At 73.6% G+C, this 19274-nt stretch carries 22 protein-coding genes and 2 pseudogenes; 9 read left to right on the top strand and 15 right to left on the bottom strand.

Features of this window, described 5'->3' with window-relative positions; genetic code table 11:
• Positions 1 to 139: 139 nt before the first annotated feature.
• Entirely contained in the window at positions 140 to 1321 is a 1182-nt protein-coding gene (locus ACZ3YO_RS37485) for a zinc-dependent metalloprotease (RefSeq protein WP_465578438.1), read from the bottom strand.
• Between the two features lie 133 nt (positions 1322 to 1454).
• Positions 1455 to 3113, bottom strand: a complete 1659-nt coding sequence (gene dacB, locus ACZ3YO_RS37480) for a D-alanyl-D-alanine carboxypeptidase/D-alanyl-D-alanine endopeptidase (protein ID WP_465578436.1) — start codon at positions 3111 to 3113, stop codon at positions 1455 to 1457.
• 76 nt (positions 3114 to 3189) lie between these two features.
• Between dacB and ACZ3YO_RS37475 the strand changes: the two genes are divergently transcribed.
• The 4 genes and pseudogenes from ACZ3YO_RS37475 (at position 3190) to ACZ3YO_RS37460 (ending at position 4892) form a co-directional block, all read left to right on the top strand.
• On the top strand, positions 3190 to 3681 hold the full coding sequence (locus ACZ3YO_RS37475; protein ID WP_148643392.1) for an inorganic diphosphatase: 492 nt from the start codon (positions 3190 to 3192) through the stop codon (positions 3679 to 3681).
• 327 nt (positions 3682 to 4008) lie between these two features.
• A pseudogene (locus tag ACZ3YO_RS37470) lies at positions 4009 to 4224 on the top strand (biliverdin-producing heme oxygenase); the annotation flags it as partial.
• Between the two features lie 264 nt (positions 4225 to 4488).
• Positions 4489 to 4707: pseudogene (locus ACZ3YO_RS37465) on the top strand (iron chelate uptake ABC transporter family permease subunit); the annotation flags it as partial.
• Between the two features lie 32 nt (positions 4708 to 4739).
• Positions 4740 to 4892, top strand: a complete 153-nt coding sequence (locus ACZ3YO_RS37460) for a hypothetical protein (RefSeq protein ID WP_465578433.1) — start codon at positions 4740 to 4742, stop codon at positions 4890 to 4892.
• Between the two features lie 48 nt (positions 4893 to 4940).
• Here ACZ3YO_RS37460 and ACZ3YO_RS37455 read toward each other — a convergent pair whose 3' ends face one another.
• The 3 genes from ACZ3YO_RS37455 to ACZ3YO_RS37445 all read right to left on the bottom strand — a co-directional run bounded on the left by ACZ3YO_RS37455 (position 4941) and on the right by ACZ3YO_RS37445 (position 6918).
• The gene (locus ACZ3YO_RS37455; protein WP_396325403.1) at positions 4941 to 5156 is read right to left on the bottom strand and encodes a dodecin; all 216 of its coding nucleotides are present in this window, start codon (positions 5154 to 5156) and stop codon (positions 4941 to 4943) included.
• Between the two features lie 104 nt (positions 5157 to 5260).
• Positions 5261 to 6220 carry an asparaginase gene (locus ACZ3YO_RS37450; protein ID WP_465578431.1) on the bottom strand — a complete coding sequence of 320 codons (960 nt, stop codon included), beginning with the start codon at positions 6218 to 6220 and terminating at the stop codon, positions 5261 to 5263.
• A gap of 74 nt (positions 6221 to 6294) precedes the next feature.
• Positions 6295 to 6918, bottom strand: a complete 624-nt coding sequence (locus ACZ3YO_RS37445; RefSeq protein WP_465578429.1) for an RsiG family protein — start codon at positions 6916 to 6918, stop codon at positions 6295 to 6297.
• Between the two features lie 563 nt (positions 6919 to 7481).
• Here ACZ3YO_RS37445 and dtd point away from each other — a divergent pair.
• A complete protein-coding gene (gene dtd / locus ACZ3YO_RS37440; protein WP_465578427.1) occupies positions 7482 to 7922 on the top strand; it encodes a D-aminoacyl-tRNA deacylase in 441 nt (146 codons plus the stop codon).
• Between the two features lie 3 nt (positions 7923 to 7925).
• Here the strand turns inward: dtd and ygfZ are convergent, their stop codons facing one another.
• The 3 genes from ygfZ to ACZ3YO_RS37425 form a co-directional block, all read right to left on the bottom strand.
• Positions 7926 to 8888: a CAF17-like 4Fe-4S cluster assembly/insertion protein YgfZ gene (ygfZ, locus tag ACZ3YO_RS37435; RefSeq protein ID WP_465578425.1), complete on the bottom strand. Its 963-nt coding sequence runs from the start codon at positions 8886 to 8888 to the stop codon at positions 7926 to 7928.
• A gap of 10 nt (positions 8889 to 8898) precedes the next feature.
• Positions 8899 to 9363, bottom strand: a complete 465-nt coding sequence (locus ACZ3YO_RS37430) for a Fur family transcriptional regulator (protein ID WP_396325409.1) — start codon at positions 9361 to 9363, stop codon at positions 8899 to 8901.
• A gap of 93 nt (positions 9364 to 9456) precedes the next feature.
• Positions 9457 to 10041, bottom strand: a complete 585-nt coding sequence (locus ACZ3YO_RS37425) for a heme-binding beta-barrel domain-containing protein (RefSeq protein WP_465578423.1) — start codon at positions 10039 to 10041, stop codon at positions 9457 to 9459.
• Between the two features lie 274 nt (positions 10042 to 10315).
• Between ACZ3YO_RS37425 and ACZ3YO_RS37420 the strand changes: the two genes are divergently transcribed.
• Positions 10316 to 10699 carry a DsrE family protein gene (locus tag ACZ3YO_RS37420; protein ID WP_465578421.1) on the top strand — a complete coding sequence of 128 codons (384 nt, stop codon included), beginning with the start codon at positions 10316 to 10318 and terminating at the stop codon, positions 10697 to 10699.
• 14 nt (positions 10700 to 10713) lie between these two features.
• On the opposite strand, the gene ACZ3YO_RS37415 is transcribed toward ACZ3YO_RS37420, so the two are convergent.
• The 7 genes from ACZ3YO_RS37415 to ACZ3YO_RS37385 form a co-directional block, all read right to left on the bottom strand.
• Positions 10714 to 10989, bottom strand: a complete 276-nt coding sequence (locus ACZ3YO_RS37415; RefSeq protein WP_396325412.1) for a DUF3099 domain-containing protein — start codon at positions 10987 to 10989, stop codon at positions 10714 to 10716.
• A 68-nt stretch (positions 10990 to 11057) separates the two neighbouring features.
• Positions 11058 to 11348 carry a DUF1416 domain-containing protein gene (locus ACZ3YO_RS37410; protein WP_093861460.1) on the bottom strand — a complete coding sequence of 97 codons (291 nt, stop codon included), beginning with the start codon at positions 11346 to 11348 and terminating at the stop codon, positions 11058 to 11060.
• Between the two features lie 40 nt (positions 11349 to 11388).
• On the bottom strand, positions 11389 to 12222 hold the full coding sequence (locus ACZ3YO_RS37405) for a sulfurtransferase (RefSeq protein ID WP_465578418.1): 834 nt from the start codon (positions 12220 to 12222) through the stop codon (positions 11389 to 11391).
• Between the two features lie 233 nt (positions 12223 to 12455).
• Positions 12456 to 12536 carry an Ms5788A family Cys-rich leader peptide gene (locus ACZ3YO_RS37400; RefSeq protein ID WP_350517234.1) on the bottom strand — a complete coding sequence of 27 codons (81 nt, stop codon included), beginning with the start codon at positions 12534 to 12536 and terminating at the stop codon, positions 12456 to 12458.
• 221 nt (positions 12537 to 12757) lie between these two features.
• Entirely contained in the window at positions 12758 to 13474 is a 717-nt protein-coding gene (locus ACZ3YO_RS37395) for an LmeA family phospholipid-binding protein (protein ID WP_396325414.1), read from the bottom strand.
• A 175-nt stretch (positions 13475 to 13649) separates the two neighbouring features.
• Complete coding sequence (locus tag ACZ3YO_RS37390) at positions 13650 to 15008, bottom strand: hypothetical protein (protein WP_465578416.1); 1359 nt, start codon at positions 15006 to 15008, stop codon at positions 13650 to 13652.
• A gap of 5 nt (positions 15009 to 15013) precedes the next feature.
• Complete coding sequence (locus ACZ3YO_RS37385) at positions 15014 to 15307, bottom strand: MoaD/ThiS family protein (RefSeq protein WP_465578414.1); 294 nt, start codon at positions 15305 to 15307, stop codon at positions 15014 to 15016.
• A gap of 724 nt (positions 15308 to 16031) precedes the next feature.
• Between ACZ3YO_RS37385 and ACZ3YO_RS37380 the strand changes: the two genes are divergently transcribed.
• From ACZ3YO_RS37380 to ACZ3YO_RS37370, 3 genes are all read left to right on the top strand, one after another.
• The gene (locus ACZ3YO_RS37380; RefSeq protein ID WP_396325417.1) at positions 16032 to 16763 is read left to right on the top strand and encodes a response regulator transcription factor; all 732 of its coding nucleotides are present in this window, start codon (positions 16032 to 16034) and stop codon (positions 16761 to 16763) included.
• 122 nt (positions 16764 to 16885) lie between these two features.
• Positions 16886 to 17938 (top strand): LacI family DNA-binding transcriptional regulator, encoded by a 1053-nt coding sequence (locus ACZ3YO_RS37375; protein ID WP_465553619.1) that lies wholly within the window; start codon positions 16886 to 16888, stop codon positions 17936 to 17938.
• 89 nt (positions 17939 to 18027) lie between these two features.
• On the top strand, positions 18028 to 19227 hold the full coding sequence (locus ACZ3YO_RS37370) for a S1C family serine protease (RefSeq protein ID WP_465578411.1): 1200 nt from the start codon (positions 18028 to 18030) through the stop codon (positions 19225 to 19227).
• Positions 19228 to 19274: the final 47 nt, after the last annotated feature.

Genomic DNA, 19274 nt, shown 5'->3' with positions numbered 1-19274 from the left:
GGTGAATGGAGAAACGTATCTTCACCCGCCATCTGCACGACTGGACCACTCGTACGAACGGGTTTGACCGCCCTCGACCGCCCTCGGCGTGTCCCGCGCGATGTAGCTCGCCGCGATGGGGCTCGCCGCGCCGCGCGCGTCAGCGGGCGACGCGGGCCACCCAGGCCGCCGGGTCGTGGATCTCGTCCTTGGTCGGCAGCGTGTTCGGCGACGTCCAGACGCGGTTGAAGCCGTCCATGCCGACCTCGTCCACCACGCCGCGCACGAAGACCGCGCCGTCCTGGTACTGGCGGAGCTTGGCGTCCATGCCGAGCAGCCGGCGCAGCACCAGGTCCAGCCGGTTGGCGCCCCGGTCCCGGCGCTGCTGGAACTTCTCCCGGATCTCCGCGACGCTCGGCACCACCGCCGGGCCGACGCCGTCCATCACCACGTCCGCGTGACCCTCCAGCAGCGACATCACGGCCGTCAGCCGGCCCAGGATCTCGCGCTGTGCGGGCGACTGGACGATCTCCAGCAGGCCGGTGGAGGCCTGTCCGGCGTCTCCGCGGCCGCCGAGGCCCGGCAGGCCGCCGCCGAGCGAGCCGGCCGCGTCCCGCAGCCGGTCCAGCAGCGCACCCGGGTCGACGTCCGTCTCGGACAGGAAGGACTGCACCTCGGACTGGATGTGGTCGCGCAGCCACGGCACCGCGGTGAACTGGGTGCGGTGGGTCTCCTCGTGCAGGCAGACCCAGAGCCGGAAGTCGGCCGGGTCGACGTCCAGCTCCCGCTCGACGTGCACGATGTTCGGCGCCACCAGTAGCAGCCGGCCAGGGCCGGGGCCGTCGGGGCCCAGCCGGGGCTTGTCGAACAGCGCGGCCGGGCTGTCCGGCGCCTCCAGCGAGGGCTCGGCCGGGGCGAAGGTCTCGTACTGGCCGAGCACCTTGGTGGACAGGAAGGCCAGCAGGGCTCCGACCTCGATCCCGGTGGCCTTCTCCCCCACCGTGCCGAGGACACCCGCGGCCGCGCTGCCCGCCCGGCGGGCCTGGAGCTTCTCCACCAGCGGCTGGACGATCGTGCGGAAGCCCGCCACGTTGGCCCGCACCCAGCCGGGGCGGTCCACGATCAGCACCGGGGTCGCGGCGGCCTCCGCGAGGCTGCTGGAGCGCATGCCGGTGAACGCCCGGACGTGCTCCTCGGCCTCCAGGGCGTGCCGGCGCAGCTCGGCCACGACGGCCGCCGCCTCGGCGCGGCTCACCTCCGGCCCGGGCCGCACCAGCCTGGTCGCGGTTGCGACCGCGAGATTCCAGTCGACCATGTCAGCACCGCCGCTCGCGCTCGTCATGCCCTCACCGTACGTGCTCCCGCCCATCCGGGGGAGCCACAGGTGCCGACGGCCTGCGGGGCGGAACCGGACGGGGCCCGTGCGAACGGCGCCCGGCCGCCGGGATCGCGTCCGGGGGCGACCTGCCGGGCCGTCAGTGGCAGCCGCAGGCGGCGAGGCGGGCGACGATGCGGTCCATGGCCGCGCGGGCGGTGTCGGCGGGGGCGTTGGTCCTGGTCATCACGGCGAAGGAGAGCAGCCGGCCCTCGGCGTCCACCACCGTGCCGGCCAGGGTGTTGACGCCGCTGAGGCTGCCGGTCTTGGCGCGGACCAGGCCGGCCGCCTCGGCGGCGCCGGAGCCGGAGCCGAAGCGCTTGCCGAGGGTGCCGGTGAACCCGGCGATGGGCAGGCCGGTGAGTACCGGACGCAGCGTCGGGTGCTGCTCCGAGGCAGCCAGCGAGAGCAGTTGGACCAGGACGGCCGGCGGGATCGCGTTGCCCGGGTGCAGCCCGCTGCCGTCGTTGAGGATCACGCCGGCCGTCGGCACGCCGAGCCGGGCGAGCTCCTGGGTGACCGCGGTGGCGGCGCCCTCGAAGCTGGCCGGCTGGTGGGCGGCGAGCGCGGCCTGACGGGCGATCGCCTCGGCGAGGGTGTTGTCGGAGGTGGTCAGCAGCCGTTCGACCAGGCGGGCGACGGTCGGCGAGTCCACCCGGCCGAGAACGGGCGCGGTGGCGGCCGCGGGTGCCGTGGCGGGCTTCGCCCTGCCGTCGACCGTGATGCCCTGGGCCTTCAGCAGGCTCGCGAAGGCGTCGGCGGCCGACGAGGCCGGATCCGCGACGCGGGCGGGCGCGTCCTCCCTGCTCTTCGGGTCGACCTTGCCCTCGTCCACCATCAGCGAGGTGACGAGCGCGATGTTGGTGGCGTCGTGGTTCTTGTGCTGCGGGTTGCCGGAGTACAGCGAGAGGTCGTAGTCGAGCTTGACCGTGGTGGTGCCGGTGGCCTTGAGGGCGGCGGCGGTCTGCCGGGCCAGCGCGTCCAGCGAGGCGGGGGCGGTGTCGGCGTCGGCGGGCAGACCGGCGATCTGCACCTGGTCGGCGGGCAGCGCGGTGAGGGTGGGGTCGCCGCCACCCACGAGGGTGATCGCGCCGGGGTCCGCGCCCTTGACGACCCGGGTGGTCAGCCGGGTGTCGCCCGGGATCAGCGAGAGCGCCGCGACCGAGGTCGCCAGCTTGGTGGTGGAGGCGGGCGTGGCGGGGGTGTTCTCCCCCGAGCCGTAGAGGAGCCGGCCGCCGGCGGCATCCGCGACGGCGAGGCTGACGGTGCCGAGGTTGCGGTCGCCGAGCACGGTGGCGAGCGCCTGCTGGAGGCCCTGGCCGGTGGGCAGCCCGGCGGTCGGCCCGGCCTCGGCGAAGGCCAGCACGGCCCCGGCGGGGGCGGGGGCCGGGTGGCCGGTGGCCGGCGAGGCGGGGGCACCGGTGGCGGTGGTGGGGTCGGCGGCGGGGGCCACCGGCCCGTTGCCGGCGGCGGTTCCGGCCGGGCGGGGCGTCTCGGTGGCACCGGTGCGCCCCTTGCCCTTGCCCCCGTTGTTGCCCTTGTCGCCGCTGCTTCCGCCTCCGCCCTTGTCGCCGTGTCCGCCGTCCCGGTCGTCGCCCTCGCCCCGGCCGGTGGCGCTCTGCCCGCCGGGCGGCGGGGACGGCTGCGCGTACGCCCCACCACCCGAGGTGAGGACCGCCCCGGCGACCAGCAGTGCCGCCCCGAACAGCCCCGCGGCCGTCCCCCTGCGGCGGTACCCCGCCCCGACCCCTGCGCCCACCGACCGGCCCCTTTCCTGAGCACTCACTCCCGTAGGAGACACTTGGATTCTGTCAGTCCCTACCTTGGAGGAACCGTTGGAATTCGACGTCCTTATCGAAATCCCTAAGGGCTCTCGCAACAAGTACGAGGTCGACCACGAGACCGGTCGCCTTCGTCTTGACCGGATGCTGTTCACCTCGACCCGGTACCCCGCCGACTACGGCTACGTCGAGGGCACCCTCGCGGACGACGGCGACCCGCTGGACGCCCTGGTCATCCTCGAGGAGCCGACCTTCCCCGGCTGCCTGATCAAGTGCCGCGTCATCGGCATGTTCAAGATGACGGACGAGGCCGGCGGCGACGACAAGCTGCTCTGCGTCCCGGCGACGGACCCGCGCTGGGAGCACCTGCAGGACATCCACCACGTGTCGGAGTTCGACCGCCTGGAGATCCAGCACTTCTTCGAGGTCTACAAGGACCTGGAGCCGGGCAAGTCGGTCGAGGGTGCCAACTGGGTCGGCCGCGCCGAGGCCGAGGCCGAGGTCACCGCGTCGATCAAGCGACTGGCGGAGCAGGGCGGTCACTGAGCCGACGTACCGATCTCGTTCGCCCAGGGCAGTTCGAGGTAGGTCGAGGCAGTCGGAGGCCGGGGTGCGCGGAATGGTCCGCGGGCCCCGGCCTTCGCCGTGTCCGGGGCCGTGTCCCGGGCTGGGGCGTGCGTCCGGGTCCGGGGCCGTGTCCCGAGCTGGGGCGTGCGTCCGGGTCCGGGGCGTGGGGCCCGGCCTGTACACGGGATTGCCGACACTCTGTCGGCATGATGGTGACTTAGGTTAGGCTAACTATAATTAGTCGGGCCGATTTCGATCCCTGGAAGCCGCATGCCCACGCCCGAGCAGCCCGTCCCGTTCTCCAGCTTCGAGCGCAGGGGCGACGGCGTGCGGTTCTACGTCTTCGAGGAGGTCGGCAACCCGGCCGCCTTCAAGCGGGACTACCGGGCCAAGCTGGACGCGGCCGGGCTGGCGCTGGACGAGGTCGGGCGCCGCCGGGTGGTCGAGGAGTGCAAGCGGGCCTTCGAGCTCAACGGCGCGATCTTCCGCGACCTGGATGCGCGTTACCCGCTGACTGCGTAAACGTTTCCTCAGCCACGGCCCGACCCCGGCGAGCCACCACTCGTCGGGGCTGGGCCGTTGCGGTGCCGGCTCAGGCCTGCGGGCTCCGGCGGCGGACCAGCACGGTGGCGCCGCCGCCGGCCAGCAGCAGCCCGGCGGCGGTGGCCAGCAGCGGCACCACCGGGGCGGACGAGCCGGTCGACGCCGGCACGCCGCCGAGGCCGGTGCTGCCGGTGGTGGTCAGCGAGGCTCCGCCGGCCGCGCCGGAGCCTCGGCGGCGGGGCGGCCACCATCAGCCAGGTCACCTTCTGGCAGCTCGGCTCGCTCTCCCAGGCCTCCTGGGGCAAGGTGCTCGCCGTCCTGCCGTTCGCCGCAGCCGGGCTGGCCGTCGCCCCGCTGTACGCGTGGAAGCTGGACCTGCTGGCGCTCGGCGAACGACCGGCCCGCCACCTCGGTGTGGACGTCGAGCGGATGCGGCTGGTGCTGATCACCGTCGTCGCGCTGACCTCTCGCTGGCGGCGGCCTACGCCGACCGGGTGGTGCTGCTGAGCGGCGGCGCCATGGTCGCGGCCGGCCCGGTGGGCGAGGTGCTGCGCGCACCGCTGCTCAGCGAGGTGTACGGCCACCCGGTCGAGGTGCTGCCGCACCTGCGCACGGGCGTCCCACTGGTGCTGCCGGAGCGGGGCTGAGGCCCCGCCCTCACCGGCCCGGCTCCCGCCGGCTCCTCCCCCGCCGGCTCAGCCCTCGTCGTCCAGCCGGAAGCCGATCTTCAGGCCGACCTGGTAGTGCTTGATCCGACCGTCCTCCAGGTGGCCCCGGACCTGCGTCACCTCGAACCAGTCGAGGTTGCGCAGCGTCCGGGACGCCCGCTCGACCCCGTTGCTGATGGCGGCGTCGATGGACTCGGTCGAGGACCCGACGATCTCGGTCACCCGGTACACGTGCTCACTCATGGCGGACTCCCTCTCTGCGACGGCCCCCGGTCCACCGTGCACCGCCTCCGGTCGCTCCGCACCCCGGCGGCCGCCACGGGGAGTTCGCGGGCGCGCCCGGGGTCCTAGAACGCCGCCCGGACCTCGCCCACCGGCACGCCGCCGCCGAGCAGCGGGGCTGCGCCGATCCGGTCGAGGGTGTCGTCCGCCGCCACCACGCCGAGCCGGCCCAGTGCGGACGCCAGGACCGGACCGCGGGCCCGCTCGGCACCGTCGTCGATCTTGAAGGCGAGCGCCCGGCCGTCCGGCAGCGCCACCACCTGGACCGCCTCGGCGCCCATCTTGGAGAGCGCACCCGGCACCGCCCGCATCAGCCAGGTGTCGGCCCGGCGGGTGCCGGCCACGAACTCGGGGTGGGCACGCATCGCGTCGGCCACCCGGCGCTGCGGGGTGCCCTCCTCGGCGAGCACCAGCGCGCGGTAGCCGCGGGCCAGGCCGGTCAGGCTGACGGCCAGCAGCGGCGCGCCGCAGCCGTCCACCCCGGCGTGTGCCGGCGTCTCGCCGGTGGCCTCCTGGAGGGCTTCGCGGGCGAGCTGCTGGACCGGGTGCGCCGGGTCGAGGTAGCTCGCGGTCGGCCAGCCGTTGGCGACGCAGGCGGCCAGCCAGCCGGCGTGCTTGCCGGAGCAGTCCATCAGGATCGGCGCGCGCTCGCCGCCGGACTTCAGGAGCAGTTCGGCCTCGGTCTCGTCCAGCGGCAGGTCCGCCGGGGTCTGCAGGGCGGACTCGTCCAGTCCGGCACCGGCCAGGATCCGCCTCACGCCGTCGCGGTGAAACGATTCTGCCGAGTGGCTGGACGCCGCCAGCGCCAGCAGCTCACCGCCGATCGCCAGCCCCGCCCGCAGCGTGGCCACCGCCTGGAACGGCTTGGCGCACGACCGCGGGAAGACCGGGGCTTCGGGAGCGCCCAGGGCGAACTCGACCGAGCCGTCGGCGGCGAGCAGCACCAGCGAGCCGTGGTGCCGGCCCTCGGTGAAGCCCGAGCGTATGACCTCGGCGAGGACGGGCAGGGCGGCGGAGTGGGACATGGCGGAAGCCTTCCGGGGGCGAGGGTGAGCCGGGGGCGAGCCGGGCCTCCCCACCCCCGGACGCCCTCACCCGGTCAGAGCGGGCCGCCCGCGAGCAGGTCCTCGACCCGCGCTTCCCCATCACGGTACCTGCGGGTGATCTCGGCACTGCAGCCGTCCGCCGTCCGCAGCAGCCGCTGCCGCCGGCCGGACACCTCGCGCTCGTGTGCCCGCAGCCGGTCCAGCGCGGCCAGCAGCGCCGCCTCCGGGTGGGCCGCCAGGTCGGCCAGCTGGACGTCGCCCATCAGCTCGTCCGCCTCCAGCTGGGACTGCTGGCCGCGCGGCGGCCCCAGCGTGACGTGCCGGGCGGAGCGCCGCACCGTGGACGGCGCGTCGGTGAGGATGGCCGGCAGCCGGTCCAGCAGGGCTCCGCCCACCGGGATCTCGCCCCCCGCCGCCGTGCGGACGGCGGTGCCGGGCCGGCGGTCCAGCTCGGCCCGGAGGATGTCCATCCGCCCGTGCAGCAGCCGCCGCAGATAGGAGAGGTCGGCCTCCTGTTCCAGGGTCTCCCGGCGCAGGGTCCGCAGCTGCGCCAGGCCCAGCCGCTCCAGCTCGGGCTCGCCCTCCTTGCCCGCCGCCGGGCGGGAGGTGTCCCCCGCCGGCTCCGTGCCCCCGGGCACCCGCCCCGACCGGCCCTGCGCCGCGCTGCTCGCGTCCATCAACCAACCACCTGACGTCGTCCGATCCCGCCCGCTCGCGGCACCCCGTCGCCTGCCGCAGGTCCGGCCCGTTCCCCCGGCGGGCCGTCGCGCGCACCCACCGCGCGTACCCGTCCGTTGGCACGCCGGGGCGCCCCCGAAGGTTCCCGCCCCCGGGTGGTGCCACCCGCCGGGGCGACACCACCAGAACGCCTGACCTATCGACTCGACCGCCCGGCCGAACCGGGCCCGGTGCGGCGGACCTCTGGCGCCCCGGACCCCTCGTACGGTTCCCCAGCGTGCCACCCCACCCACCGCCGGTGCACCGCCTGTGCACCCGAACGGCCCCCTGGCGAACGGAGGTGGCTGATATGACCAAGGCTTTCCGCAGGAAGAGCGGCGCCCGAAGAGGCGCAGGCGCGCACCACCCGGCGCGCACCATGGCCACACGCGCCGGGTCTCACCCCTGCCCCCGACACTGCCCCGAGGCCATCCTCCGGGGCCTGCCCGCGGCCTCTCCCGAACCCTCGCGGACCACCCGCGGGCCCTGCGGGCGGCCCGGCCCGCTCCGGCACAATGGCCGCATGCGAGCAGTGGTGCAGCGAGTGACCGAGGCCCGGGTGACCGTGGCCGGAGAGACCGTCGGCGCGATCGAGGGGCCCGGGCTCTGTGTCCTGGTCGGTGTCACGCACGACGACACCCCCGCCAAGGCCGCCCAGCTGGCCCGCAAACTCTGGACCCTGCGGGTGCTGGAGGCGGACGAGAACGGCGTCGAGCAGTCCTGCTCCGACCTGGCCGCCCCGCTGCTGGTGATCAGCCAGTTCACGCTCTACGGCGACGCCCGCAAGGGCCGCCGCCCCACCTGGAACGCCGCCGCCCCCGGGCCGGTCGCCGAGCCGCTGGTGGACGAGGTGGTCGCCGGGCTGCGCGCGCTCGGCGCCAAGGTGGAGACGGGCAGGTTCGGCGCGGACATGCGGGTGGCGCTGGTGAACGACGGCCCGTTCACCGTGCTCGTCGAGGTCTGAGACCTACTGCGGGACGATGACGTCCTGCGTCCCCGGCACCGTCCCGGCCAGCAGCACCGCGTCCACCGGGACGTTCCGCTTGACCACGGCCAGCGCGACCGGGCCCAGCTCGTGGTGGCGCGCCGAGGACGTCACGACGCCCAGCGCCCGGCCGTCCGGATCCGAGGCGAGCCGCACCTCCGTCCCGTGCGGGGGCAGCACCTCCTCGGTGCCGTCCAGGTGCAGGAAGACCAGGCGGCGCGGCGGCCGGCCCAGGTTGTGCACCCGGGCGACCGTCTCCTGCCCGCGGTAGCAGCCCTTCTGCAGGTGCACCGCGGTGGTCAGCCAGTCCACCTCGTGCGGGATGGTCCGGTGGTCGGTCTCGAAGCCGAGCCGGGGCCGGTGGCCCTCGATCCGCAGCGCCTCGTACGCCCAGATCCCGGCCGCCGGGCCGTAGCCCTCGGTCAGCTTCGCCAGCTCGGCACGCGGCAGGAAGAGGTCCCGCCCGTACGACAGCTCGCGGACCGCCGCCGCGCCCTCCGCCGGGGCGGTGGAGCCGGCCGGCAGGTAGACCACCGCGTAGTCGGCGGTGGCGTCGGCGACCTCCACCCGGTAGAAGAACTTCATGCTCTCCAGGTAGCCGATCAGCGCCTGCTGGGTGCCCGGCTCGACGTGCGCCCAGGTGGTGGTGCCGTCGTCGACCAGGTAGAGCGCGTGCTCGACGTGCCCGTTCGGGGAGAGCACCAGCGCCTCGGTGGCCTGCTGCGGCGGCAGCGCGCTGACGTGCTGGGTGAGGAGCAGGTGCAGCCAGGCCAGCCGGTCGTCGCCGGTGACGGTGAGCACGCCGCGGTGCGAGAGGTCCACGAAGCCGGTGCCCTGCGCCAGGTTGCGTTGCTCGCGGAAGATGTCACCGTAGTGGGCGGCCACGCCCTCGTCGGTTCCCTCGGCGGGGACGGCACCGGGCAGCGCAAGCAGCGGGCTCTTCATACCGGCCAGCTTACGACTGGTCCCCGGCACGCTTGGCGGTGCAGTCGGCGCAGCGGCCGAAGATGGCGAAGTGCTTGAGGTCGGTGTCGAAGCCGTGCTGCTCGCGCAGGCTCTCGATCAGCGGCCGGGCGATCTCGGTTCCGGTCTCGGTGACCTTCTCGCAGTCCCGGCAGACCAGGTGCAGGTGGTGGTGACGGCCGGCCAGGTGGTACGTCGGGGCGCCGTGGCCGAGGTGTGCGTGGGAGACCAGTCCCAGCTCCTCCAGCAGCTCCAGGGTCCGGTAGACGGTGGAGATGTTGATGCCGCTGGCGGTCTGCCGGACATGGCCGAGGATGTCGTCCGGGGTCGCGTGGTCGAGGACGTCGACCGCCTCCAGCACGAGCTGGCGCTGGGGGGTCAGCCGGTAGCCGCGTTCGCGCAGGTCGGCCTTCCAGTCGCCGGAGAGCTGCCAGTCGGTGGTGCCGGTGTCCGCCACGGTGCTGTCCCTGTCAAGGTCGGGGGTCCTGAGGCAAGTGTAGGGACCGGCCGGGGGCCGGTCCCTACCCATGAGCTCGATGAGCCGATGCGATCAGCGGAAGAACGCGATGCCGTCGTCCGGCAGGTCGTTGATGTCCTTGATCAGCTGCGCCGGGCTCAGCACCTTCTTCAGCTGCGCCGACATGTACGGGCGCAGCGACACCTCGGGAGCGGCCTTCTCTCCGACCCAGAGCAGCTCCTCGTTGACGAAGCCGTACAGGCGCTTGCCGCCGGAGTACGGCGCCGAGCCCTCGATCCGGGCCACCGCGTCGGTGGAGACGTCGATCTGCGGCTTGCCGTCGGCCAGCTCGCCGTACCAGATCTCGACGGTGCCGTCGTCGCGCACGGAGGAGATCTCGATCCCGCGGGCGCCGCTGGTGCCGTGGTGGTTGCTGGTGATGCGCCAGAACGCGTGCTCGTTCTCCAGCGGACGGACCTTCTCGCCCTCCTCGTTCAGCACCCAGGTGCGGGAGCGGAACTCCAGGAAGGGCCGGCCGTCGTGCCGGATGACGATCTCCTGGCCGAAGTTGCACTTCTCCGTGCCCGGGAAGTCGTAGACGCCCGCGCCCTCCCAGGTACCGAGGAGGAAGGCGAGCGGGACGACGTCCCTGTGGAGGTCAGAGGGGATCTCGATCATGTTCCTGGTCGCTGTCGTCGGTATGGGGCTGCTTCAACCGTACGGCAGCCGGCTCAGCGCTGGCCCTGGTACAGCTTCATCACCGAGAAGATGGCGAACCAGGTGATCAGCACGGCCATGAGGGCCAGCAGACCGTCGAAGAAGATTTCCAGACCGGACACGGGGGGCTCCCAGGGCGGCGACAGTGTGGTGGATTTTGCTCGCGCTCACTCTATCCGCCGGGTGTCGACGGGTCTCGGTGAGCCCCACCACGTCGGCGATCTAGGGTGTCGGCATGTCGTCGAACGCATCGCAGAGCGCGAAGAAGCTCGTCATCAAGGTCACCGCCGGGGCGGACGCGCCGGAGCGCTGTTCGCAGGCCTTCACGGTGGCGGCGGTCGCCGTCGCCAGCGGGATCGAGGTCTCGCTCTGGCTGACCGGGGAGTCGTCCTGGTTCGCGCTGCCCGGGCGCGCCGCGGAGTTCGAGCTGCCGCACGCGGCGCCCCTGCCGGACCTGCTGGAGTCGATCCTGACGGCCGGCACCGTCACCCTCTGCACCCAGTGCGCGGTGCGGCGCGGGATCGAGCAGAAGGACACCGTCGAGGGTGTCCGGATCGCGGGCGCCCAGGTCTTCGTCAGCGAGATCATGGCCGACGGCGTGCAGGCGCTCGTGTACTAGGAGCGCTCTCCCGGTCACCAGGAGCGGTCCTCCCGGTCCGGGCGGTCCCGGTCGTGGCCGGGGTCGTCCCACTTCGGATCGTCCCAGCGCGGGTCGTTCCACCAGTCGTCCTCCGGGTCCCGCTTGTTGGCGAAGACCGCGGCGGCGGGCGGGATGACCATCGCGACCACGCACATGGCGATCGCGGCCGGCACGGACCAGAACCGCACCACGCCCCAGGCCAGCACGAACAGCCCGAGGCAGACGGCCATCATGGCGAAGTAGTAGCGGTGGCGCCGGCGTCCCTGCACGGTTCCACGGTATGCCCGAGGGCCCCTGCTCGGCAGGGGCCCTCGGTGCTGTGCCGCGGGGGGGTGGATCAGACCGCGATCGCGACCTCGGTCAGGTTGCCCTGGGAGGCGACCACCTGGCGGTCCACGGTCTGGCCCGGGACCAGCGCGCGCAGGGTCCACTTGCCCGGGCGGGCGAAGAACCGGAACTGTCCGGTCGCCGAGGTGGGCACCTCGGCCGTGAACTCGCCGCCCTCGTCGAGCAGCCGGACGTAGCCGTTGACCGGCTCGCCGTCTCGGGTCACGGACCCCTGGATGATCGTCTCGTTCGCCACGTCAACTCCTGCCAGGTCCGGGCCGCCGGCCTTCGCACCGCACATGTCTTGTCTTCCCTTCTGACTTACGGTTCGAGCCGGAGGCTCAGTTGCCGAGCTCGATCGGCACCCCGACGAGGCTGCCGTACTCGGTCCACGAACCGTCGTAGTTCTTCACGTTCTCCTGGCCGAGCAGCTCGTGCAGCACGAACCAGGTGAGCGCGGAGCGCTCGCCGATGCGGCAGTAGGCGATGGTGTCCTTCGCGAGGTCGATGCCCTCGGCCTCGTACAGGGCCTTGAGCTCGTCGTCGCTCTTGAAGGTGCCGTCGTCGTTGGCGTTCTTGGCCCACGGGATGTTGCGGGCGCTCGGCACGTGGCCGGGGCGCTGCGACTGCTCCTGGGGGAGGTGGGCCGGGGCGAGCAGCTTGCCGGAGAACTCGTCGGGCGAGCGCACGTCGACCAGGTTCAGGTTGCCGATGGCGGCGACCACGTCGTCACGGAAGGCGCGGATCGAGGAGTCGACGGCCTGCGCCTTGTACTCGGTCGCGGCGCGGGCCGGCACCTCGGAGACCAGGTCGCGGGAGTCCAGCTCCCACTTCTTGCGGCCGCCGTCCAGCAGGCGGACGTCACCGTGGCCGTACAGCTTGAAGTACCAGTAGGCGTACGAGGCGAACCAGTTGTTGTTGCCGCCGTAGAGCACCACGGTGTCGTCGTTGGCGATGCCCTTGGCGCTGAGCAGCGCCTCGAAGCCGGCCTGGTCGATGAAGTCGCGGCGGACCGGGTCCTGGAGGTCGCTCTTCCAGTCGATCCGGACGGCGTTGCGGATGTGGTTCTTGTCGTAGGCGGAGGTGTCCTCGTCGACCTCGACGATGGCCACCTTCGGGTCGTCCAGGTGGGCCTGGACCCAGTCGGCGTCGACCAGGACGTCGCTGCGGCTCATGGTGATGTTCTCCATCCGGGGGCGGTTTGCGGAAGGTGCTGCTGCTGGGGGTGCTGCGGGTCGCCCGGCGGCGGCCGGTCCGAATTCTTGTCCGAATAATGGGACGAGAGGGGGCGCGCGGTGCGGCCGGGCAGTGGTCTGCGGTGGGCAGCGGCGACGGTCGGCCCCAAAAGCCGGGCCAGGTCACCAGGGGAATCGGCGGCGGGCTTCAACAGCCCTGCCAGGACGCCGAGTTAGCGCATTCGACACAGACAGGCGGCCACGCGGCACAGGTCTACCGCCCGCCGCTTCGTGAGGTCCGTCTGTCGCTTCATGCCGACGATGCTAGGGACACCGGATGCCCGCTGTCATTAGCGTATCGAATTCTGAGACCAAATGATCCGAATGTTGAGATTTGGCCATTCACCGGGTGGCGGGAACCGGCCAGGGACCGTCAGGAGGTCCGCACAGGGGCAGGAACGACACCGCTCCGCGGCCGGCGCTGGACAGCGCGTCTCGCGGAGCGGAACGAAGCGGACCGGATGTGCGGCTCCGGTCAGCCGATGACCTTGACGTGGTTGCCGTCGAAGGTCAGCTGGAGGCCCTCCTCCTGCGGCGACACCGAGGCCAGCTTGAGCCCGGCCGGCAGAGCGGCCAGGGTGAAGCTCACCGGCTCGACCTGCTGGTTGGCCAGGCCCGCCAGCATCCCGGCCATGCCGCTGAGCTTGAAGCCGTCCGCCGTGACGGTGTTGCCCTGGCTGTGCACCGAGCCCTCGCCGATCGGGAGGGGGCCCAGGGAGGCCTTGATCCTGCCCGGACCGCCGTAGGAGAGGCTCAGCCGGGTGCCGGAGCCCAACGGGAGCTTGCCCGCGTTCGGCACCATCTGGGACGCCGGCGGCAGCAGCTGGGCCAGGTCCGCGTACGAGATCAGGCCGGTGCCGGTGCCGCTGTCGACGGTGGCACTGGTCATGCTGTCGCTCACCTCGACCCCGGCCAGCTTGGCCTTGAAGGAGTGCAGCGCCACCTGGTGGGTCCCGTCGCCGACGGTCAGGCCGTCCGCCGAGATCCGGACGTCGTCCAGCTTCATCGACAGCACCTGGGTGAGGAACGGGAAGCCCTCGATCGACACGTCCGGGCGCTGGCTCATCCGGCCGCTCTTGACCATCTGGTCGGCGGCCTCGTCCTCGGCCACCCCGACGGCGATCCGGTCGGCGCCCACCAGCAGCCCGCAGAGCACCGCCAGGCCGATCGTCGCCTTCAGCCAACCGCGCATCGCTCTCCCCCGTCGTCGCCTGCCGCTGTCGTCCTGCTGTTCGTCGTTCTCGTCCCGCACTGATCGTCGTTCTCGTCCCGCACGCCCCACGGGGCAGCACCCCGCACGACGGTACGACGCCCCGCCCCGGAGCATGGTTCCGGGGCGGGGCGTCGCAGCGGCGAGCGGCCGGGGGTCAGCCGGCCAGCAGACGGGTGGCGATCCAGACCAGTGGCGAGGCCACCGCCAACGGCAGCGCCACGCCCGCCGTCATGTGCACGAAGCGGGACGGGAAGTCGTACCCGGCGACCCGGCGGCCGACCAGCGCGCCGAGGCCCGCGAGGACGCCCAGCACCGGCGGCGCGCCCACGACCAGGCCGAACACCACGGCCGCGACCAGGCCGAGCACCCACCCCACCGGCACCGGGCCCAGCTGCTTGGGGCCGGGCAGCGGCGCGGCCGCCAGCACGGTGGCCAGCGCGACCGCGCCGACCGCCGCCGGCACCCAGTCGGCCAGCAGCAGCGTGGTGCAGAGCACCGTCACCACGGTGGCCGAGCCGAGCACGGTCAGCGCGTAGAACCGCTCCTTGGGGTCCGAGGGCCGGAACGTCTGCAACACCAGGACCAGCAGGAAGAACCCGCCCAGCGTGCCCGCCACGGCCGCCGCGCCGCCGTCCGAGTCGGCCAGCAGCACCGCCACGTCGGCCGTGAGGCCGGCCAGCGCGGCCAGCGCGATGCCCTGGCGGGCCGGCCACATGCCGTTGAGGCGGAACCAGCCGGCCGCCGTCAGCACCTGGAGCGCCGCGACCACCAGGGCCAGCGTGACCTGCCCGAGCGCCGCTCCGCCGGCCAGCAGGGCGGCGACGGCGGCGGTGATCAGGGCGGGCTGCAGACCCGGGTCGATGATCGGCGAGCCCGTCCGGGGTGCCCGCGCGGGCACCGGGGTGGGGCCGGCGGGGCTAGTGGGCGCCGCGGCAGCCGGGACCGGCTGCGCCGGGACGGCGGCGTACGGCGCGCCGTGGGCGGCGGGGGCGGCCGGGCGCTTGAGCGTCATGGTCGGCGGGTCGAAGGCCTGGGCCTGGGCCTGCACCTGGGCCTGGGCCGCGGTCGGCATCGCGCCCGACACCACCACGGGCGGCAGCAGCGTTGTGGCCGCCGCATCGTCCATCGGCGGGACGGGAGGCAGCAGGGCCGTCGCGGCGTCGTCCGCGGACGGCTGCCCGTACGGGGGCTGCCCGTGGTGCCGGTGCTGCCCGTGCTGCGGCCGGCCGTGCTGTTCCTGCCCGGGCTGACCGTACTGTTCCTGCCCCGGCGCGTACCCCTGGCCGGGGGCGTGCGGCTGGGCCGCGTGCCCCTGCTGCGCATACGGCTCCGGCGCGTACGCCTGCTCCGGCCTGTACGCCTGCTGCTGCCCGTACGGGGGCTGCGGGTACGGCTGCTGCGGGTGCTGCTGCGCCTGCGGGTGCGGCTGCTGCGGGTACTGCTGTGCCTGCGGGTGCGGCGGCTGCTGCTGCCGGCCGTCCGGGCCGCCGTTCACGTGGTTCGGATCCGTCACGCCGCTCACCCTCCCGCGAACGGCGGGAGCACCTCGACCGTGCCGCCCTCGGTGAGGGCCACGGTCGCGTGGTCGCGCCCGCCGACCGGCGAGCCGTCCACCAGGTAGGAGCAGTGCCCGAGCAGCCGGACGAGCTTCGGCCGGTCGGCGTGCCGCTGCCTGGCCGCGGCCAGCGCCTCCGCCAGGGTCGCCGCCTCGTACGGCTCCTCGGCCAGCCCGGCCTCCGACTTCGCCGCCGCCCAGTAGCGGATCGTTCCGCTCACCGCGGCGGCGCCCGCCGGCTCCGTGGTCGCACCCATGGCAACCCCTCTCGTCGTCCTCGCCCCGGCCCGGACACCCCGGCCGGGTCGCCACCGGAGCGTCCGGACACCACCCGAAAGGTGTACGCGCACGGTGCCGCCGATGTGCGTCCCATGATGGCGTGTCCGCCGCCGCGACCGGCAACCGCCCTGGCCCGGCGGGTGACGGCGGGCCGCCGGAGCTGTGGCCAGGCTCACCCCGGACGCGCCCGGAATGAGCGAACCGCCGCTTTCGGGGCCTCCCGGCGCGGGGGCCGGTCGGCTATCCTCGTGCCCTGAGGGATCCGGGCAGAGTCGCCCCCGGATCCTTTTGTGCTTTCAGGACGCCAGTACGGACGTTCTTGCGATTCGTCGGCCCACCCCCGGCGCACCGCAGGAACGGCCCCGCCATTCGCGGCACAACGACGTGCCCGGCCCGGCAGGGGTGTACGGACACCCGGCGCCGGGCCGCCGCCCGGAACGGGACAGACCGGAAGGTTCGCGGGATGAGCAGGGCAGAGACGGTGCCTCAGGGGTTGCGGGACCCCTGGTGCGAAAGCCGCTCCGTCGTGCGCGCCGGCGAGTCCTCCGGTGGGCACCCGGCGTCCTTCACCCCCCACCCGTCGCCCGCCGCCGCCTCCTTCTTCGGGCGTGCCGCGCGCGACACCTCCCTGCACGAGCGCCATCCGGCTGTGGCGGCAGCCGCAACGCGACCGCGACGACCCGGAAAGGGGACTAACCGGGTATGAGTTCTCTGCTCCTCCTCACCAACGCACTGCAGCCCTCAGCGGAGGTGCTGCCCGCCCTAGGCCTGCTGCTGCACAACGTCCGGGTGGCACCGGCCGAGGGATCGGCCCTGGTCGACACCCCCAGCGCCGACGTCATCCTGGTCGACGGCAGGCGCGACCTGCCGCAGATCCGCAGCCTCTGCCAGCTGCTGCGCTCCACCGGCATCGGCTGTCCGCTGATCCTGGTGGTCACCGAGGGCGGCCTGGCCGCCGTCACCGCCGAATGGGGCATCGACGACGTCCTGCTGGACACCGCCGGCCCCGCCGAGGTCGAGGCCCGGCTGCGGCTCGCCCTCGGCCGGCTCCAGGTGGTCACGGACGACAGCCCGATGGAGATCCGCAACGGCGACCTCTCGGTCGACGAGGCCACCTACTCCGCCAAGCTCAAGGGCCGGGTGCTCGACCTCACCTTCAAGGAGTTCGAGCTGCTCAAGTACCTCGCGCAGCACCCCGGCCGGGTCTTCACCCGGGCACAGCTGCTCCAGGAGGTGTGGGGCTACGACTACTTCGGCGGCACCCGGACGGTCGACGTCCACGTCCGCCGGCTGCGCGCAAAGCTCGGCGTCGAGCACGAACAGCTGATCGGCACCGTGCGAAACGTCGGCTACCGCTTCGTCGTGCCCGAGAAGCCGGACAAGGGCGAGCGGCCCGACCTGGCCCAGCGCGCCTCGGCCCCGCTGGAGGCCTGACCGCAGGCCGGGCGGGTGTCCCCGCCCGGCCTGTCCGCATTCGCCCCGGACTGTCCTGCGGACATCGCCCGGTAGCCGAGCTCACACTGCCCGGGCGGACGCCACACGCGTAGACTCCCCCCGTGGCCAAAGTGACGCGCGACGACGTAGCCCGACTGGCTGGGACCTCGACCGCGGTCGTCAGCTACGTCATCAACAACGGGCCGCGCCCGGTCGCGCCCGCGACCAAGGAGAAGGTCCTCGCGGCGATCGAGCAGCTCGGCTACCGGCCGAACAGCGTCGCCCAGGCCATGGCCTCCCGCCGCACCAACCTGATCGGCATGGTCGTCCCCGACGCCCGCCAGCCGTTCTTCGCCGAGATGGCGCACGCCGTCGAACGCGCCGCCTCCGAACGCGGCAAGCTCGTGCTGATCGGCAACTCCGACTACGTGGACGACCGAGAGGTGCACTACGTCCGCGCCTTCCTCGGCATGCGGGTCTCCGGCCTGATCCTGGTCAGCCAGGGCCCCTCGCAGCGGGCCGCCGAGGAGTTCGCCGCGATGGAGGGCGCCAAGGTGGTGCTGCTGCACCGCCGCCCCGAGGCCATCGACGACGTCGCCGTGGTCACCGACGACGTGGGCGGCGCCGAGGCCGTCGTCCGCCACCTGCTGGAGGAGCACGGACACCCGTACGTGGCCTGCTTCGGCGGCCCGGTCGAGTCCCCCGCCCCCGGCGACCCGGTCATCGACCACGTCGAGGGCTGGCAGCGCGCCATGGACGCCCACGGCCTGCCCACCGAGCCGTACCTGATCGACGCGCCCTTCCACCGCTACGGCGCCTACGAGGTCGCGCTCGGCGTGCTGCGCTCGGAGAAGCGCCCGCCGGCCATCTTCTGCTCCACCGACGACCAGGCGATCGGCGTGCTGCGGGCCGCCCGCGAGGTCGGCCTGCGGGTACCGGAGGACCTCGCGGTGACCGGCTTCGACGACGTGCCCGAGGCCGCCCTCGCCGACCCGCCGCTCACCACCGTCGCCTCCGACCGCGACGCGATGGCCCGGGCCGCCGTGGACCTGGTGCTGGACGACTCGCTGATGGTGCCGGGCTCGGACACCGAACGGGTCCGCAAGTTCCCGTCGCGCCTGGTCATCCGCCGTTCCTGCGGCTGCGACCCGACCGGGGCGCCGACCCCGGCCTGACCAGGCTTTATGAGAAGTCAACGGGCTTCTCGGGGCCTTCTGAGCCCGCTCTCATCGGATCCTCATCCAGCGGGCGGACGTTGGTCGACATGAGCGATCGGCAGCAGCACCACGGCGAGCAGTACGACGGCCCGTACGAGTACGGCACCGCGTACCCTCAGGCGTACCCGGGCCCCGCCCAGGGCCAGGTCATCCCGGGCACCGTCCTCGACAGCGCGACCAGCGGGCACCAGGCGGCCCCCGGGTACCAGCCGGCCGGCGGCCACCAGGCCTTCGGGCACCCCACCGCCGACACCCCCTCGGTCGGGACCCCGCCCCCTCCCCCGCCCGCCGGGCCTCCCCTGCCCCCCGCCCCGCCCGAGGGCGGCGGGCCCTCCGCGCCCGACGGCCGGGCCCGGCGAGGCCTCCTCCGCGGCCGGCTCGCCCTGGTCACCGCCGTCGCCGCGGTCGCCGCCGTCCTCGGCGGGGTGACCGGCGGCGCGATCGCCGCCGGCGAGCACGGCTCGGCCGGCCGCACCGCCACCGTCGCCAGCCCCGTCTCCGCCCGCTCGGACGGCAGCGCCGACGTCGCCGCCATCGCGTCCGCCGTCTCGCCGAGCGTCGTCCAGATCACCGTGAGGACCGCGAACGGCACCTCCACCGGCACCGGCGTGGTCCTCACCAAGGACGGCCGGATCCTCACCAACTACCACGTGGTCTCCGGCGCGGCCGACGGCGGACAGGTCACCGTCACCTTCAAGGACGGCTCCACCGCCAGGGCCACCGTCACCGGCACCGACAAGGCCCTGGACGCCGCCGTGATCACCGCGAGCGGCGCCGGGAACCTCACCCCCGCCACCCTCGGCGACTCCTCCGCCGTCTCCGTCGGCGACCCGGTCGTCGCCATCGGCAACCCGGAGGGCCTCACCGGCACCGTCACCTCGGGCATCATCAGCGCCCAGAACCGCGAGGTCACCGTCCAGGTCGACGAGGGCACCACCAGCGGCAACGGCGGGTTCGGCTTCCCCAACCTGCCCGGCCTGCGCGGCAGCACCCCGCAGGGCGGCGGCGAGACCGCCACCTACAAGGCCTTCCAGACCGACGCCGCCCTCAACCCCGGCAACTCCGGCGGCCCGCTGATCAACGCCGGCGGCCAGGTCATCGGCATCAACTCGGCGATGTACTCGGCGAGCGGCTCCAGCTCCACCGCCGGCACCAGCAGCGCCGGCAGCGTCGGCCTCGGCTTCGCCATCCCGATCAACGACATCAAGCAGGTGCTGCCGAAGCTGCAGGCCGGCCAGAACGTCTAGACGGACAATTACTCCGGGCAGCTCCCCGCACCCGCCCACCGCACGCC

The sequence above is a fragment of the Kitasatospora sp. NPDC022785 genome, assembly GCF_055561295.1.
This window is presented reverse-complemented; position numbering and strand designations above follow the sequence as displayed.

Bases quoted from the DNA above. Each gene is read 5' to 3' on its own strand.
- ACZ3YO_RS37485 (WP_465578438.1), bottom strand. From the start codon at position 1,321: ATGACGAGCGCGAGCGGCGGTGCTGACATGGTCGACTGGAATCTCGCG.
- ACZ3YO_RS37455 (WP_396325403.1), bottom strand. From the start codon at position 5,156: ATGAGTGAGCACGTGTACCGGGTGACCGAGATCGTCGGGTCCTCGACC.
- ACZ3YO_RS37450 (WP_465578431.1), bottom strand. From the start codon at position 6,220: ATGTCCCACTCCGCCGCCCTGCCCGTCCTCGCCGAGGTCATACGCTCG.
- ACZ3YO_RS37445 (WP_465578429.1), bottom strand. From the start codon at position 6,918: ATGGACGCGAGCAGCGCGGCGCAGGGCCGGTCGGGGCGGGTGCCCGGG.
- dtd (WP_465578427.1), top strand. From the start codon at position 7,482: ATGCGAGCAGTGGTGCAGCGAGTGACCGAGGCCCGGGTGACCGTGGCC.
- ygfZ (WP_465578425.1), bottom strand. From the start codon at position 8,888: ATGAAGAGCCCGCTGCTTGCGCTGCCCGGTGCCGTCCCCGCCGAGGGA.
- ACZ3YO_RS37425 (WP_465578423.1), bottom strand. From the start codon at position 10,041: ATGATCGAGATCCCCTCTGACCTCCACAGGGACGTCGTCCCGCTCGCC.
- ACZ3YO_RS37420 (WP_465578421.1), top strand. From the start codon at position 10,316: ATGTCGTCGAACGCATCGCAGAGCGCGAAGAAGCTCGTCATCAAGGTC.
- ACZ3YO_RS37410 (WP_093861460.1), bottom strand. From the start codon at position 11,348: ATGTGCGGTGCGAAGGCCGGCGGCCCGGACCTGGCAGGAGTTGACGTG.
- ACZ3YO_RS37405 (WP_465578418.1), bottom strand. From the start codon at position 12,222: ATGAGCCGCAGCGACGTCCTGGTCGACGCCGACTGGGTCCAGGCCCAC.
- ACZ3YO_RS37400 (WP_350517234.1), bottom strand. From the start codon at position 12,536: ATGAAGCGACAGACGGACCTCACGAAGCGGCGGGCGGTAGACCTGTGC.
- ACZ3YO_RS37395 (WP_396325414.1), bottom strand. From the start codon at position 13,474: ATGCGCGGTTGGCTGAAGGCGACGATCGGCCTGGCGGTGCTCTGCGGG.
- ACZ3YO_RS37385 (WP_465578414.1), bottom strand. From the start codon at position 15,307: ATGGGTGCGACCACGGAGCCGGCGGGCGCCGCCGCGGTGAGCGGAACG.
- ACZ3YO_RS37380 (WP_396325417.1), top strand. From the start codon at position 16,032: ATGAGTTCTCTGCTCCTCCTCACCAACGCACTGCAGCCCTCAGCGGAG.
- ACZ3YO_RS37370 (WP_465578411.1), top strand. From the start codon at position 18,028: ATGAGCGATCGGCAGCAGCACCACGGCGAGCAGTACGACGGCCCGTAC.